5 protein-coding genes, 3 tRNA genes, 3 rRNA genes and 4 pseudogenes are annotated in these 16,408 nt (G+C 54.5%); 7 read left to right on the forward strand and 8 right to left on the reverse strand.

Annotated features, from left to right (window positions below; all coding sequences use genetic code 11):
* The first annotated feature begins 4 nt into the window (after positions 1-4).
* A pseudogene (istB, locus tag SOPEG_RS22215) lies at positions 5-753 on the forward strand (IS21-like element ISSoEn3 family helper ATPase IstB).
* A 160-nt stretch (positions 754-913) separates the two neighbouring features.
* Positions 914-2,122, forward strand: a complete 1,209-nt coding sequence (locus tag SOPEG_RS22220; protein WP_071882292.1) for an IS256-like element ISSoEn2 family transposase — start codon at positions 914-916, stop codon at positions 2,120-2,122.
* Positions 2,123-2,208: 86 nt separating this feature from the next.
* Here SOPEG_RS22220 and SOPEG_RS22225 read toward each other — a convergent pair.
* The 7 genes and pseudogenes from SOPEG_RS22225 to SOPEG_RS22260 all read right to left on the reverse strand — a co-directional run bounded on the left by SOPEG_RS22225 (position 2,209) and on the right by SOPEG_RS22260 (position 9,341).
* Positions 2,209-2,284 (reverse strand) — tRNA-Trp (locus SOPEG_RS22225).
* Between the two features lie 8 nt (positions 2,285-2,292).
* Positions 2,293-2,369, reverse strand: a tRNA-Asp gene (locus tag SOPEG_RS22230).
* Between the two features lie 135 nt (positions 2,370-2,504).
* Positions 2,505-2,620: ribosomal RNA gene (gene rrf / locus SOPEG_RS22235) — 5S ribosomal RNA — on the reverse strand.
* Between the two features lie 264 nt (positions 2,621-2,884).
* Positions 2,885-4,093: pseudogene (locus SOPEG_RS25795) on the reverse strand (IS256 family transposase).
* 127 nt (positions 4,094-4,220) lie between these two features.
* Positions 4,221-7,130, reverse strand: a 23S ribosomal RNA gene (locus tag SOPEG_RS22250).
* A 368-nt stretch (positions 7,131-7,498) separates the two neighbouring features.
* A tRNA-Glu gene (locus SOPEG_RS22255) sits at positions 7,499-7,574 on the reverse strand.
* A gap of 224 nt (positions 7,575-7,798) precedes the next feature.
* A 16S ribosomal RNA gene (locus SOPEG_RS22260) occupies positions 7,799-9,341 on the reverse strand.
* Together the 16S, 23S and 5S rRNA genes with 3 tRNA genes alongside form the textbook arrangement of a ribosomal RNA operon.
* A 466-nt stretch (positions 9,342-9,807) precedes the next feature.
* Here SOPEG_RS22260 and SOPEG_RS25800 point away from each other — a divergent pair.
* Positions 9,808-10,253, forward strand: a pseudogene (locus tag SOPEG_RS25800) (FadR/GntR family transcriptional regulator).
* 4 nt (positions 10,254-10,257) lie between these two features.
* Here SOPEG_RS25800 and kup read toward each other — a convergent pair.
* The gene (gene kup / locus SOPEG_RS22270; protein WP_025246985.1) at positions 10,258-12,126 is read right to left on the reverse strand and encodes a low affinity potassium transporter Kup; all 1,869 of its coding nucleotides are present in this window, start codon (positions 12,124-12,126) and stop codon (positions 10,258-10,260) included.
* A 241-nt stretch (positions 12,127-12,367) separates the two neighbouring features.
* On the opposite strand from kup, the pseudogene ravA reads away from it, so the two are divergent.
* The 4 genes and pseudogenes from ravA to mioC all read left to right on the forward strand — a co-directional run bounded on the left by ravA (position 12,368) and on the right by mioC (position 16,395).
* A pseudogene (gene ravA, locus SOPEG_RS22275) lies at positions 12,368-13,909 on the forward strand (ATPase RavA).
* Entirely contained in the window at positions 13,869-15,338 is a 1,470-nt protein-coding gene (gene viaA / locus SOPEG_RS22280) for an ATPase RavA stimulator ViaA (protein ID WP_025246986.1), read from the forward strand. The pseudogene ravA and the gene viaA overlap by 41 nt, the downstream one beginning before the upstream one ends.
* A 53-nt stretch (positions 15,339-15,391) precedes the next feature.
* A complete protein-coding gene (asnC, locus tag SOPEG_RS22285) occupies positions 15,392-15,853 on the forward strand; it encodes a transcriptional regulator AsnC (protein ID WP_025246987.1) in 462 nt (153 codons plus the stop codon).
* An 89-nt stretch (positions 15,854-15,942) separates the two neighbouring features.
* Complete coding sequence (gene mioC, locus SOPEG_RS22290; protein WP_025246988.1) at positions 15,943-16,395, forward strand: FMN-binding protein MioC; 453 nt, start codon at positions 15,943-15,945, stop codon at positions 16,393-16,395.
* The last annotated feature ends 13 nt before the right edge of the window (positions 16,396-16,408 follow it).

Consider the following 16,408-nt stretch of genomic DNA (forward strand, 5'->3'; position numbering starts at 1 on the left):
AAATATGGATACACTGTTAATGGCTATGCGAGAGCTGAAGTTGTCGGCAATGGTCCAGGCGTTGGAGACGCAACGCGAACTCCCGGGGAGTTATGGGGAGCTGGGGTTCGAGGAGCGGTTGTCGCTGATGGTAGAAGCGGAAATTTGCATAGAAAAAACAACTACATATGCCGTCTGCGACGGCAATCGCAAATGCGCTTGCAGGCAAAACCGGAAGATATCCGTTATATCCCTAGCCGAGGAGTGACACCGGAACAGATGCGAGATCTGCTAGGGGGATAATATCTGAAATATAAGAAAAGCATACTCATCACGGGGCCGACAGGTACGGGCAAAACCTGGCTCAGTTGTGCGCTTGGTGAGCAGGCATGCCGGCAGCAATATAGCGTGCGTTACTGGCGAGTGGGTCGGTTGCTGGCCCATCTTCACCAGTGTCAGGTAGACGGGACCTATCTAAAACAGCTTAAGCAGTTAGAAAAAATAGAGTTACTGATCTTGGACGACGTGGGCCTAGAATCAATAAGTCCGATGCAGGCAACGATGCTGTTGGAGGTGATGGAAGATCGCTACGACAAAAGCAGCAGCATCCTGATCAGTCAACTGCCGGTGAAAAAATGGTATGGACTGATAGAAAACCCCACGACAGCTGACGCGTTACTCGATCGGTTAGTACACCCCAGCTATAGACTGGAACTTAAAGGCGAATCACTACGCAAAGAGCAAGGAGTAGCCAGCACAGGAAAAATAGACTAAACCCGAGTCAGAAGATGAGCGAACACGTGATCGAATATCACTGGAATGGGTGATCGGAAAATATAGGAATAACTGATCGGATGTGTCGCGAGCCTGTTTAGAAATTTGTGTATTTGCCTGATTTTGATATGTCAATCCAACATCAAAAACAGGTTAATTTATAGACGAAAAACAGTTGCAGGCTCTGGCTAACGAACTGGCCAAAAATCTCAAAACCCCTGAAGATCTCAGTCACTTCGATCGGCTGCTGAAAAAAATTAGCGTCGAAGCAGCTCTCAATGCCGAAATGACCCATCACCTCGGCTACGATAAAAATCAGCCTAAACCGGGGACCAACGCCCGCAACGGCTATTCCACAAAAACCGTTACCACTGGCGATGGCCCACTGGCGCTGCGTACTCCGCGCGATCGTGACGGTTCCTTTGAACCGCAACTGGTGAAGAAGAACCAGACCCGGATTACCGGGATGGATAACCAGATTTTATCGTTGTACGCCAAAGGGATGACCACCCGCGAGATCGCCGCCGCGTTCAAAGAGCTGTATGACGCCGATGTCTCGCCGGCGCTGGTCTCAAAGGTCACCGATGCGGTCATGGAACAGGTTGTCGAATGGCAAAACCGGCCTCTGGATGCAGTCTATCCCATTGTTTATCTTGACTGTATCGTTCTAAAAGTCCGGCAGGACAGCCGCATCATCAACAAATCTGTGTTCCTGGCGCTGGGCATCAACATCGAAGGCCAGAAAGAGTTGCTAGGTATGTGGCTGGCCGAAAATGAAGGCGCAAAGTTCTGGCTGAACGTGCTGACAGAGCTGAAAAACCGCGGCCTGAACGATATCCTTATCGCCTGCGTAGACGGGCTGAAAGGTTTCCCTGACGCTATTAACGCGGTGTATCCGGAGGCGCGGCTCCAGCTGTGTATCGTACATATGGTGCGCAACAGCCTGCGGTTCGTCTCCTGGAAGGACTACAAGGCCGTCACCCGCGACCTGAAAGCTATCTATCAGGCCCCTACAGAAGAAGCCGGCTTGCAGGCGCTGGAAGCGTTCTCCAGTGCCTGGGACATCCGCTACCCGCAAATAAGTCGAAGCTGGCAGGCAAACTGGGCCAATCTGGCCACGTTCTTTGCTTACCCAACGGACATCCGCAAGTTGATCTACACGACCAACGCCATCGAGTCGTTAAACAGCGTGATCCGGCATGCCATCAAAAAGCGCAAGGTGTTCCCGACCGACGACGCAGTGAAAAAGGTGGTGTGGCTGGCGATACAGGTGGCCTCACAGAAATGGACAATGCCTTTGAGGGACTGGCGCATGGCAATGAGCCGCTTTATTATCGAGTTCGGTGACCGCCTGGACGGTCACTTCTGAGAAAAGGCATTTACACAGAATCGTGTACAGGGTCACAAATAATTCACAAATTTCTAAACAGGCCCAATGCGAAGGGTTTCCATGGCTGGCAGGGGCGGAGAGACTCGAACTCCCAACACCCGATTTTGGAGACCGGTGCTCTACCAATTGAACTACGCCCCTAAATAGGGTGGCGGTGCGGACGGGACTCGAACCCGCGACCCCCGGCGTGACAGGCCGGTATTCTAACCAACTGAACTACCGCACCACCGAATAATGACACACACCAGATTAACATGAGCGGGGTCAGACGCCTGTTGACCATCCTGGGTGTTTATTGCAGCTCTCGCTGCCTGTTGATACTGCTTGTCGTTCCGGCGTTAACCGGCACAACCTGTTGGATGCCTGGCAGTTCCCTACTCTCGCATGGGGAGACCCCACACTACCATCGGCGCTACGGCGTTTCACTTCTGAGTTCGGCATGGGGTCAGGTGGGACCACCGCGCTAGTGCCGCCAGGCAAATTCGTTTTCCGCACCGCTTTCACCGTGCAGATGGCTCTTGCTGCCCAACCCTCACTCGCGTGACCGTCAGGCGTTATCCGGAACATTGCTGATATTGTCTTGTCTCTTGCGCCCGCTTCACGCCCTGCCGCCGCACCGGGGTGGATGCCCCTGGCACATCACTTTCGCGGTCATGTCCGCTTGCGTTTGGCGCTGATATCCGCCTGCGCTTTTGCGTCAAAACGTTGACCCTGTACACGATTCTGTGTAAATGCCTTTTCTCAGAAGTGACCGTCCAGGCGGTCACCGAACTCGATAATAAAGCGGCTCATTGCCATGCGCCAGTCCCTCAAAGGCATTGTCCATTTCTGTGAGGCTGCCTGTATCGCCAGCCACACCACCTTTTTCACTGCGTCGTCGGTCGGGAACACCTTGCGCTTTTTGATGGCATGCCTGATCACGCTGTTTAACGACTCGATGGCGTTGGTCGTGTAGATCACCTTGCGGATGTCCGTTGGGTAGGCAAAGAACGTGGCCAGATTGGCCCAGTTTGCCTGCCAGCTTCGACTTATTTGTGGGTAGCGGATGTCCCAGGCACTGAAGAACGCTTCCAGCGCCTGCAAGCCGGCTTCTTCCGTAGGGGCCTGATAGATAGCTTTCAGGTCGCGGGTGACGGCCTTGTAGTCCTTCCAGGAGACGAACCGCTGGCTGTTGCGCACCATATGCACGATACACAGCTGGAGCCGCGCCTCCGGATACACCGCGTTAATAGCGTCAGGGAAACCTTTCAACCCGTCTACGCAGGCGATAAGGGTATCGTTCAGGCCGCGGTTTTTCAGCTCTGTCAGCACGTTCAGCCAGAACTTTGCGCCTTCATTTTCGGCCAGCCACATACCTAGCAACTCTTTCTGGCCTTCGATGTTGATGCCCAGCGCCAGGAACACAGATTTGTTGATGATGCGGCTGTCCTGCCGGACTTTTAGAACGATACAGTCAAGATAAACAATGGGATAGACTGCATCCAGAGGCCGGTTTTGCCATTCAACAACCTGCTCCATGACCGCATCGGTGACCTTTGAGACCAGCGCCGGCGAGACATCGGCGTCATACAGCTCTTTGAACGCGGCGGCGATCTAGCGGGTGGTCATCCCTTTGGCGTACAACGATAAAATCTGGTTATCCATCCCGGTAATCCGGGTCTGGTTCTTCTTCACCAGTTGCGGTTCAAAGGAACCGTCACGATCGCGCGGAGTACGCAGCGCCAGCGGGCCATCGCCAGTGGTAACGGTTTTTGTGGAATAGCCGTTGCGGGCGCTGGTCCCCGGTTTAGGCTGATTTTTATCGTAGCCGAGGTGATGGGTCATTTCGGCATTGAGAGCTGCTTCGACGCTGATTTTTTTCAGCAGCCGATCGAAGGGACTGAGATCTTCAGGAGTTTTGAGATTTTTGGCCAGTTCGTTAGCCAGAGCCTGCAACTGTTTTTCGTCCATAAATTAACCTGTTTTTGATGTTAGATTGAACATATCAAAATTAGGCAAATACACAAATTTCTAAACAGGCTCTCAACGTCGCTTTCGCTTTCGTCTCGCGCACGCTCTCAAACAGCTCAGGTGTTGTAAGGTTAAGTCTCACGGGTCATTAGTATCGGTTAGCTCAACACCTCGCAGCGCTTACACACCCGACCTATCAACGTTATCGTCTTTAACGTCCCTTCAGGAGGCTCTAGGCCTCAGGAAAGACTCATCTCGAGGCAAGTTTCCCGCTTAGATGCTTTCAGCGATTATCTCTTCCGCACGTAGCTACCGGGCAATGCCATTGGCATGACAACCCGAACACCAGTGGTGCGTCCACTCCGGTCCTCTCGTACTAGGAGCAGCCCCTCTCAATCTTCCAGTGCCCACGGCAGATAGGGACCGAACTGTCTCACGACGTTCTAAACCCAGCTCGCGTACCACTTTAAATGGCGAACAGCCATACCCTTGGGACCTACTTCAGCCCCAGGATGTGATGAGCCGACATCGAGGTGCCAAACACCGCCGTCGATATGAACTCTTGGGCGGTATCAGCCTGTTATCCCCGGAGTACCTTTTATCCGTTAAGCGATGGCCCTTCCATTCAGAACCACCGGATCACTAAGACCTGCTTTCGCACCTGCTCGAGCCGTCACTCTCGCAGTCAAGCTAGCTTATGCCTTTGCACTAACCTCACGATGTCCGACCGTAATTAGCTAACCTTCGTGCTCCTCCGTTACTCTTTGGGAGGAGACCGCCCCAGTCAAACTACCCACCAGACACTGTCCTCGGCCCGGATAACGGGCCTGAGTGAGAACATCAAACATTAAAGGGTGGTATTTCAAGGTTGGCTCCATGCAGACTGGCGTCCACACTTCAAAGCCTCCCACCTATCCTACACATCAAGGCTCAATGTTCAGTGTCAAGCTATAGTAAAGGTTCACGGGGTCTTTCCGTCTTGCCGCGGGTACACCGCATCTTCACGGCGAGTTCAATTTCACTGAGTCTCGGGTGGAGACAGCCTGGCCATCATTACGCCATTCGTGCAGGTCGGAACTTACCCGACAAGGAATTTCGCTACCTTAGGACCGTTATAGTTACGGCCGCCGTTTACCGGGGCTTCGATCAAGAGCTTCTCGCAAGCGATAACCCCATCAATTAACCTTCCGGCACCGGGCAGGCATCACACCGTATACGTCCACTTTCGTGTTTGCACAGTGCTGTGTTTTTAATAAACAGTTGCAGCCAGCTGGTATCTGCGACTGGCTTCAGCTCGGGGCGCAAGGCCCTCCACCTACGTGCCAGCGTGCCTTCTCCCGAAGTTACGGCACCATTTTGCCTAGTTCCTTCACCCGAGTTCTCTCAAGCGCCTGGGTATTCTCTACCTGACCACCTGTGTCGGTTTGGGGTACGATTCGATGTGACCTGGAGCTTAGAGGCTTTTCCTGGAAGCGTAGCATCAATTCCTTCACCACCGTGGTGGCTCGTCATCACGCCTCAGTGTTAAGAATGAGCGGATTTGCCTGCTCGTTCCACCTTCACGCTTGAACCGGGACAACCGTCGCCCGGCGAACCTAGCTTTCTCCGTCCCCCCTTCGCAGTCACACCCAGTACAGGAATATTAACCCGTTTTCCATCGACTACGCCTTTCGGCCTCGCCTTAGGGGTCGACTCACCCTGCTCCGATTAACGTTGAACAGGAACCCTTGGTCTTCCGGCGAGCGGGTTTTTCACCCGCTTTATCGTTACTTATGTCAGCATTCGCACTTCTGATACCTCCAGCAGCCCTCACAGGCCACTTTCGCAGGCTTACAGAACGCTCCCCTACCCAACAACTCTTACGTGTCGCTGCCGCAGCTTCGGTGCATGGTTTAGCCCCGTTACATCTTCCGCGCAGGCCGACTCGACCAGTGAGCTATTACGCTTTCTTTAAATGATGGCTGCTTCTAAGCCAACATCCTGGCTGTCTGGGCCTTCCCACATCGTTTCCCACTTAACCATGACTTTGGGACCTTAGCTGGCGGTCTGGGTTGTTTCCCTCTTCACGACGGACGTTAGCACCCGCCGTGCGTCTCCCGTGATAACATTCTACGGTATTCGCAGTTTGCATCGGGATTGGTAATCCGGGATGGACCCCTAGCCGAAACAGTGCTCTACCCCCGTAGATGACTTCACGAGGCGCTACCTAAATAGCTTTCGGGGAGAACCAGCTATCTCCCGGTTTGATTGGCCTTTCACCCCCAGCCACAAGTCATCCGCTAATTTTTCAACATTAGTCGATTCGGTCCTCCAATTAGTGTTACCCAACCTTCAACCTGCCCATGGCTAGATCACCGGGTTTCGGGTCTATACCCTGCAACTAGACGCCCAGTTAAGACTCGGTTTCCCTACGGCTCCCCTATACGGTTAACCTTGCTACAGAATATAAGTCGCTGACCCATTATACAAAAGGTACGCAGTCACACCCCGAAGGATGCTCCCACTGCTTGTACGTACACGGTTTCAGGTTCTATTTCACTTCCCTCTCCGGGGTTCTTTTCGCCTTTCCCTCACGGTACTGGTTCACTATCGGTCAGTCAGGAGTATTTAGCCTTGGAGGATGGTCCCCCCATCTTCAGACAGTATATCACGTGTCCCGCCCTACTCATCGAGCTCACAACAAGCGCACCTTCGGATACGGGGCTATCACCCTCTGTCGCCGGACTTTCCAGACCGTTCTCCTGATGCGCAAGCTGATGATGGCTCTGGGCTGTTCCCCGTTCGCTCGCCGCTACTGGGGGAATCTCGGTTGATTTCTTTTCCTCAGGGTACTGAGATGTTTCAGTTCCCCTGGTTCGCTTCGTCAGGCTATGGACTCACCTGACGATGATGCAACGAGTTGCACCGGGTTTCCCCATTCGGACATCGCCGGCTGATAACGCTTCATATCAGCTCACCGGCGCTTTTCGCAGATTAGCACATCCTTCATCGCCTCTGACTGCCTAGGCATCCACCGTGTACGCTTAGTCACTTAACCTCACAACCCTGAGCTGTTTGCACCTTGTCCGACGGGCTGCACGACCGAAATCCGGCGTTGCGCGGTACTCGGCATCCTCATGGACATCACGTCCACTACGGTGCCTGCGTGCCGTGCGCCTTGCCCTGTCACCGCTCGCTCACTCTCGCCCCGGCGTAGTCTGTGAAGACCGCGCGGAAACGACAGTGCCTGTCGCAGTACAGTGATAACGCTTGCGCGTTATCTCAGGTTTGCTTACTTCGTTTGAGAGATTCGCATACTGAGTTTGCACTTCAGCATGTGTTTCAAATTTTCAGCTTGTTCCGGATTGTTAAAGAGCGGTATTTCGCAGCGCGCTTGATAAACGCGCTCTGAAATAGAAAGCAAAGTGGCGTCCCCTAGGGGGTTCGAACCCCTGTTACCGCCGTGAAAGGGCAGTGTCCTAGGCCACTAGACGAAGGGGACTCGTAAAACGCGGGCAACGCACCGCGATACTTTGGCGGGGAAGCACTGCTTTCAGTAAGGCAAGCGGGCAACCCTGACCGCAAAAGCGGTGGTAACTTCGCTCAGCCGCCAATGGCGCTTACCTTGCTCGCCGGGCGAACAGGAAAAAGCCGCCGACGGGCTGCTTTGCTCGTGACAGTTATCAGACAATCTGTGTGGACACGTCACTTAACGTATCGTCTAGATAAGGAGGTGATCCAACCGCAGGTTCCCCTACGGTTACCTTGTTACGACTTCACCCCAGTCATGAATCACAAAGTGGTAAGCGCCCTCCCGAAGGTTAAGCTACCTACTTCTTTTGCAACCCACTCCCATGGTGTGACGGGCGGTGTGTACAAGGCCCGGGAACGTATTCACCGTGGCATTCTGATTCACGATTACTAGCGATTCCGACTTCATGAAGTCGAGTTGCAGACTCCAATCCGGACTACGACGCACTTTATGAGGTCCGCTGACTCTCACAAGATCGCTTCTCTTTGTATGCGCCATTGTAGCACGTGTGTAGCCCTACTCGTAAGGGCCATGATGACTTGACGTCATCCCCACCTTCCTCCGGTTTATCACCGGCAGTCTCCTTTGAGTTCCCGACCGAATCGCTGGCAACAAAGGATAAGGGTTGCGCTCGTTGCGGGACTTAACCCAACATTTCACAACACGAGCTGACGACAGCCATGCAGCACCTGTCTCAGAGCTCCCGAAGGCACCAAGGCATCTCTGCCAAGTTCTCTGGATGTCAAGAGTAGGTAAGGTTCTTCGCGTTGCATCGAATTAAACCACATGCTCCACCGCTTGTGCGGGCCCCCGTCAATTCATTTGAGTTTTAACCTTGCGGCCGTACTCCCCAGGCGGTCGATTTAACGCGTTAGCTCCGAAAGCCACGACTCAAGGCCACAACCTTCAAATCGACATCGTTTACAGCGTGGACTACCAGGGTATCTAATCCTGTTTGCTCCCCACGCTTTCGTACCTGAGCGTCAGTCTTCGTCCAGGGGGCCGCCTTCGCCACCGGTATTCCTCCAGATCTCTACGCATTTCACCGCTACACCTGGAATTCTACCCCCCTCTACGAGACTCTAGCCTGCCAGTTTCAAATGCAGTTCCCAGGTTGAGCCCGGGGATTTCACATCTGACTTAACAGACCGCCTGCGTACGCTTTACACCCAGTAATTCCGATTAACGCTCGCACCCTCCGTATTACCGCGGCTGCTGGCACGGAGTTAGCCGGTGCTTCTTCTGCGGGTAACGTCAATCGATGGCGCTATTAACGCCACCACACTTCCTCCCCGCTGAAAGTGCTTTACAACCCGAAGGCCTTCTTCACACACGCGGCATGGCTGCATCAGGGTTTCCCCCATTGTGCAATATTCCCCACTGCTGCCTCCCGTAGGAGTCTGGACCGTGTCTCAGTTCCAGTGTGGCTGGTCATCCTCTCAGACCAGCTAGGGATCGTCGCCTAGGTGAGCCATTACCCCACCTACTAGCTAATCCCATCTGGGTTCATCCGATGGTGTGAGGCCCGAAGGTCCCCCACTTTGGTCTTGCGACGTTATGCGGTATTAGCTACCGTTTCCAGTAGTTATCCCCCTCCATCGGGCAGATCCCCAGACATTACTCACCCGTCCGCCGCTCGCCGGCAAAGAAGCAAGCTTCTTCCCGCTGCCGCTCGACTTGCATGTGTTAGGCCTACCGCCAGCGTTCAATCTGAGCCATGATCAAACTCTTCAATTAAAAGCTTGATGCTCAAAGAATTAAAACTGGTATTCTTATGAATATTCGTTGTTCACTCTTCAAGACTTGATATTTCGTGTATCGATATCGTCTTGTGAGTGCCCACACAGATTCTCTGATAAATTGTTAAAGAGCACTGCGCTGCCGGAATCCGGCTGGCACGAGGTGGCGCATGTTACGCTTTTCCGCTGTAGAGTCAAGCTTTTATTTGCCCGTCGCGGGCCGCTTGCCTCTGGCTGAGCCGGTGGATCGCAGCGACTGTTCCCGGTCAGTGGAGGTGCATTATAGGGCCTTCACGGCCGGTGACAAGCGCTAATTCACAAATACGATCTGATTGATTTATTTTTCAGCAAAAGCACTAAAAATGGCGTTATTATGCGCCAGAAACAGGAATTTCCCACCCACAATGATTGCGTTGGCATAGTATGTGAAGGTTTATTGTCATGATGAAATAGGGAAGAACGCTATGCATTTATCCGTACAGCAACGGGCCGCACAACGCAACCTCTCCTATGTACTGACCGAAAAACTGAGTCAGCGTATCCTGGCGGACGAATTTACCGCCGGAGATATTCTGCCGCGCTAGCGGCGTTAAACGCCAACGACGGCGAACGGCAGCGGCTAAGTGCATTGATGGCAGAGATGCGCCGGCTTCACCAGCATCTTGATCGCGAGCGCTGGATAAGCGTTGACGCGGATTTTCACCGCCATATTTATGACATCAGCGGCAACCCGTTCCTTTCCTCGTTCGCCAATCTGTTCAGCTCGATTTACCAAAATTACTTTCGCGCCATTGCCAGCGATGATGTCATCAAACTGGGCCGGCATCAGGCCATCGTGGACGCCATTCTCGCCGGGGACGGCCCGGGGGCCTTCGCCGCCTGCCAGCAACTGCTGGCTGAGAATGATTGAACCTTTAGATCTCTATCTGCGTTCCCAGCTCAATGACCCGGTTAGGCGGGATGAGATATTGATCCGGCGCGCGCAGGGCATTGCGGCTTAAGGCCATGAACAGCTTACCCCTAACCATGAGATACCAGGGCCGCTTCCCGAGAATCAGCGATTCATGGGACATAAAGAAAGACGTTTCCATCATCCGGCATGACAGCCCCTCCAACCCGCAGCGGTGGAAGATTTCCTCCATATCCGGCGTCTCTTTGTAACCATAATTGGCCACAACGCGCCAGAAGGTCGGCGACAGCGCTTCGATGGTGACCCGTCGTACATTATGCACAAAGGGCGCATCTTCGGTGCGCAGCGTCAGCAACACCACGCGCTCATGCAGGACTTTGTTGTGTTTCAGGTTATGCAGCAGGGCAAAAGGGATGACGTTCATGGCGCGCGACATAAACACGGCGGTGCCGGGTACCCGCACCGGCGGCGATTTTTCCAATGAGGCAATGAGCGCCTCCAGGGAATTCCCGTGCTCGTGGATCCGGCGCAGCAAGCGAAACCGCTCGCTTTTCCAGGTCGTCATGGCGACAAACATCAGGAATCCCAACAGCAGCGGTAGCCAGCCGCCGGAGAAAATCTTGAGCGCGTTGACGGCGAACATGGGCACATCGAGGCACAATAGCGCCAGCAATAGCACCGCTACCAGCAATTGGTTCCAATGCCAGTTTTTTCTGGCCACGGTACAAGACAGGATGCTGGTTAGCACCATGGTGCCGGTCACCGCGATACCGTAGGCCGCCGCCAGATTACTGGAATGCTCGAAGCTGACAATCACCAGCACCACGGCAATATACAGCAGCCAGTTGATGAAAGGAATATAAATCTGCCCCACCTCCATATCGGAAGTATGGATGATGCGCATCGGCGGCAAATATCCCAGACGCACCGCTTGGCGGGTCAAGGAAAACACGCCGGAAATCACCGCCTGAGAAGCGATAACCGTGGCAAGCGTCGCGAGAATAAGCAGCGGAATCATCACCCAATCGGGAGCGAGTAAAAAGAAAGGATTTTTGATTGCCGCCGGGGATGACAGCAACAGCGCGCCCTGACCGAAATAATTAAGCACCAGGGACGGCAGCACTGCGCTAAACCAGGCGATGCGGATGGGCAATTTACCGAAATGCCCCATATCGGCGTACAGCGCCTCCACGCCGGTAATGGCCAGCACCACCGCCCCGAGAGCAAAAAAGGAGACGGTTTGATATTCGGCAAAAAAGGCGATAGCCCATTTCGGATTGAGCGCATACAGCACTTCGGGATTACCGATAATGCCGCGCACGCCCAGAACGCCCAGCGTGAGAAACCATACCAGCATCACCGGCGCGAAAAGTTTGCCGATGCGGCCGGTGCCTTTCTTTTGAATGAAAAACAGCAGTGTCACCACCACCACGGAGAGCTGGACAATAAATTCCTGTAGCGATGGCGCGGCAATCTGTAAGCCCTCTATCGCCGACATGACCGAGATAGCCGGAGTGATCACCACTTCGCCATAAAAGAAGCTGCCGCCGATAAGGCCGATAATCACTAATACCGGCGTCAATTTGGCGCCGGTATTTCTACCTGCGAGCGACATCAGCGTCAGAATGCCGCCTTCGCCGGCGTTGTCGGCGCGCATGACGAAGAGAAGATATTTCAGCGAGACGATCAGGATCAGGAGCCAGAAAATGAGGGATAAGAAACCAAACACCGCCACGCGTTCGACGCCAAAACCATAATGGCCGGCAAGACATTCACGTAAGGTATATAAAGGACTGGTGCCAATATCACCATACACGACGCCTATTGCGGCAAGCGTAACCGCCGGCAGCGACTGCTTATGATCTTTATTCATAACCTTTTCTTCGCGCTATTTTGTCGTCCAGGAGCATGCAGTGATGCACTTCCTCGAAAACCAAAAGCGCACAGTATGCCTGAAAAATGCCGAAACCCTAATTCTAATGCTGATTATCCTCCGTTGAGGGGCGATTAACGCAAAAAAGTTGATAACGGATAAATTTACGCGAGCATTTCTTTATAAAATGCGCTGGTTTATTGTGTCCTTCTCACTACTCATAGGGATAACCGATCTGATTATGGCGCCTACGTCCCTTCTGGCAGAGAGAATCTCTCGCCTCAGCAGCGTGTTGGAAAGCGGGTTATACGAGCGGCAGCATACCATGCGGCTCTGTCTGCTGGCGGCGCTTTCCGGCGAAAGCGTGTTTTTGCTGGGGCCGCCCGGCATCGCCAAAAGCCTTATCGCCCGGCGCCTGAAGCTGGCGTTCAGCCATGCGCGCGCCTTCGATTATCTGATGACCCGCTTTTCCACGCCGGAAGAGGTGTTCGGCCCGCTGTCCATCCAGGCGCTGAAAGAGGATGGCCGCTATCACCGGATGACACCAGGGTATTTGCCGGAGGCGGAAATTGTTTTTCTGGATGAAATCTGGAAGGCGGGCCCGGCCATTTTGAACACCCTGCTTACCTCCATCAACGAACGACGGTTTCGTAACGGCGATCAGGAACAGACGATGCCGCTGCGGTTGCTTATCACCGTCTCCAATGAATTGCCGGAGGCCGACAGCGGCCTGGAAGCCCTGTATGACCGGATGTTAATCCGCCTGTGGCTGGATAAGGTCAAGGAGAAGAGTAATTTTCACGCATTGCTGACCAGTCACGCGGACAGCCAGCCGCAAGAAGTTCCCCCGCCACTGCGGGTGAGCGACGAGGAGTACCAATCCTGGCAACGGCAGATTGACAAGGTGACGCTGCCGGCGGCCTGTTTCGAGCTGATATATCTATTACGTCAGCGGCTGGAAGCGCTGCCCGAGGCGCCCTATATCTCCGACCGGCGCTGGAAAAAGGCGTTGCGTTTGCTCCAGGCCAGCGCGTTTTTCAGCGATCGCCAAAGCATCGCCCCGGTAGATATCATCCTGCTAAAGGAATGCCTGTGGCACGATCCGGCCAGTTACCAGCTCATTAATCAGTAACTTGAGCAGTTGATGGTCGAGCAGGGTTATCAACAGCAGACGATTCTGAGCAAAATACAGAACTTCAACCGCCAAAAACGTCAGCATATCGCCCAAACTCAGGCCCAGCGGGCGCTTACGTTTGCGCCTGCCAAAGCCCTTATGAGCCGTAAACCCCATTACAGCTTGCCGCCATCGCTGACGGAACCGGTGTTGACCCTCATATTGCAAACGCCGCGGGTATTGCACGATATCCACGTCGATCACATCACCGTTGAGCGTGAAGCCCTGCAACAGTGGCTGAATAAAGGAGGCGTGTTCAAGGCCCGGCTGAACGGTATCGGTTTCGCGCAGGGGCTCGAGGCACACATTAACGCTCAGCATCAGCTTGAAATAGTCGATATCAGCCTTCAGCCCTCATTGCTGGCGCTGACGGAAAACGTGCCGGCGCAGGCGGTGCCGGCTGCGCTGATGGATGATCTCGAGGAAGCCACGCGGCTCTACCACCAGCAGCGCAGCCTGTTCCACGAACAGCAAAGTTGCCTCTTTATTACCAAAGAGTGGGTCGCGAGGATTGAAGCCAGTCTGCTGGACCTTTTCCAGCAATTAGGCCAGACAGGACTGACGCGCGGTGGTGACGCTGGATACGATCAATCTGCTGTTAGCCATTGACCAGGGGCAACTGCTGGATGACATTATCTTGACCTTGATTGGCAGTCCGCAAGTTGTCTTACTATTGGAACAGTTTCCGGTGCTGAAGAAGGAATTGATGAAACGTGCGCCGCTGATGAAACCGCGGCTGGAACAGGCGCTGTGTCGAGGTAAAGTGCCTCCGGCGCTGGCCAGCGAATTTTATCTGTTTCAACAAAACCAGCTGCGGGCTCATCAGGATTTTCTCGCCCATTTGCCGGACACCCTGACGCGGCTTGCGGCCCTCTCGTCGCCGTTTTATCCCGAAGCGCAACGGCTCCATCAGGCCGCATCAAGAGAAACGGATCGCCCCGATAACGCGTTCCAAACCCTGTTTTTACAGCGTTGGCGCATCAGTTTGACGTTGCAGGCCACCACGGTGCAGCATCAACTGTTGGAAAGAGAGCGGGAGTTTCTGCTTGACGAGCTACAGCAGCAGCTCGCGATGAGCGGCGCGCTGGCGCCGCTGCTGGCGGAGAATCAACACGCCGCCGGCCGGTTGTGGGATATGGCCGCCGGGCAGGTACAACAAGGCGATTATCGTCTGCTGGTACACTATGGCGAATTTCTGCATCGGCAGCCGGAACTTCTGCAGTTGGCGGAACAATTGGGGCGCAGCCGTGAAGCGCGTTTCGTCGCCGCGCCCCATTCGCTTGAGCTCGAAGTGGAGAAGCGCGTGCGCGAGCCGGCAGTTCAGCCTGAAGAAATTAGCGGTATTCATCAGAGCGACGACCTGCTGCGGCTGCTACCGGGAGAGTTATCCGTCCTCGGCATTGATGAACTGGAGTACGAATTTTACCGTCGTCTGCTGGAGAAACGGCTGTTGACCTACCGTCTGCACGGTGACGCCTGGCGGACGCGGCGCATTCTACAGCCAGCCAGCAGGCAACAACACGAACAGCAGCCGCGCGGGCCAATGATTGTTTGCGTAGATACCTCCGGTTCGATGGGCGGTTTCAACGAGGAGTGCGCGAAAGGGTTTTGTCTGGCGCTGATGCGTATCGCGCTGGCCGATGACCGACGCTGTTTTATCAGCCTGTTTTCCACCGGCCAGGTGGATTACGAACTGACTGCCGACGGCAGCCTGGAGCAGGCCATCCGTTTCCTGGGCCAGCGTTTTCGCGGCGGCACCGATCTGGCGGCCTGCCTGACGGCGCTGACCGAGAAGCTCGCCGAACCGGCGTGGCAGGATGCGGATGCGGTGGTCATTTCCGATTTCATCGCCCAGCGTCTGCCCGAAACGGTCCAGCGACGTATACGCGAACAGCAGCGCAATCGTCAGCAGCGCTTTTACGCCGTCGCGCTATCGTCGATGGGAAAACCCGGTATTATGAAGATCTTCGATCACATCTGGCGCTTCGACACCGGACTGAAACAGCAGCTCATGCGCCGCTGGCGCCGTAAAAGGTGATCCCGCGGGCGGGCAACGAATTTGCCGCCGGGATCGCCATAGAGGACATCACCATGGCGGAAACTTATCAGCTCGACGCCCTCGATCGCGCCATTTTGCAGGCGCTGATGGCCAACGCGCGCACCGCCTACGCCGAGCTGGCCAAGCAGTTAAACGTCAGTCCCGGTACCGTGCATGTGCGGGTGGAAAAAATGAAACAGGCGGGCATCATCACCGGGGCCAGGGTGGATATTAGCCCGAAACAGCTGGGCTATGACGTCTGCTGTTTTATCGGCATTATTCTTAAGAGCGCCAAGGATTACCCCTCCGCGCTCAAGAAGCTGGACGCGCTGGACGAAGTGGTGGAAGCCTATTACACCACCGGCCATTACAGCATCTTTATTAAAGTAATGTGCCGCTCCATTTATGCCCTGCAACAGGTACTTATCAACAAGATCCAGACCATCGACGAGATCCAATCTACCGAAACCCTCATCTCGTTGCAAAACCCCATCAGCCGGACCATCGTGCCATAGCGGCCCGATTAATACCCACAATTATCCACAGGTAGATCCCAGCCGGTACACAGCGTACAATACCGGCTCATTTATCTGACGGGACCATCATGGCCGACGTAACCATCATCAGCGGCAGCACCTTGGGTAGCTCCGAATATGTTGCCGAGCACGTCGCCGGCATCCTCGAACAGCAGGGGTTCACCACCCACATCCTGCACGGCGCCGAACTGGCGGAATTAAGTCCCGAGGGCCTATGGCTCCTGGTTACCTCCACCCACGGCGCCGGCGAGCTGCCAGAGAATCTTCAGCCGCTGCTGGAAGCGTTGACGGCGCAAGCGCCCTCACTCGCCGAGGTCACCTATGGCGCAATCGGCATCGGCAGCAGCGAATACGATATGTTCTGCGGCGCGATCAACACCTTGGATCGCCAGCTTACGACGCTCGGCGCCAAGCGGATCGGCGAGGTGCTGAAGATCGACATTACTCAGCACGAAATTCCCGAGGATCCGGCGGAAGCCTGGGTAACGGAATGGATCACGCAGATAAAAGCACGCCGATAGCCTTTTTTTGTGT

It is taken from the genome of Candidatus Sodalis pierantonius str. SOPE (assembly GCF_000517405.1).
Lineage (GTDB): Bacteria > Pseudomonadota > Gammaproteobacteria > Enterobacterales > Enterobacteriaceae > Sodalis_C > Sodalis_C pierantonii.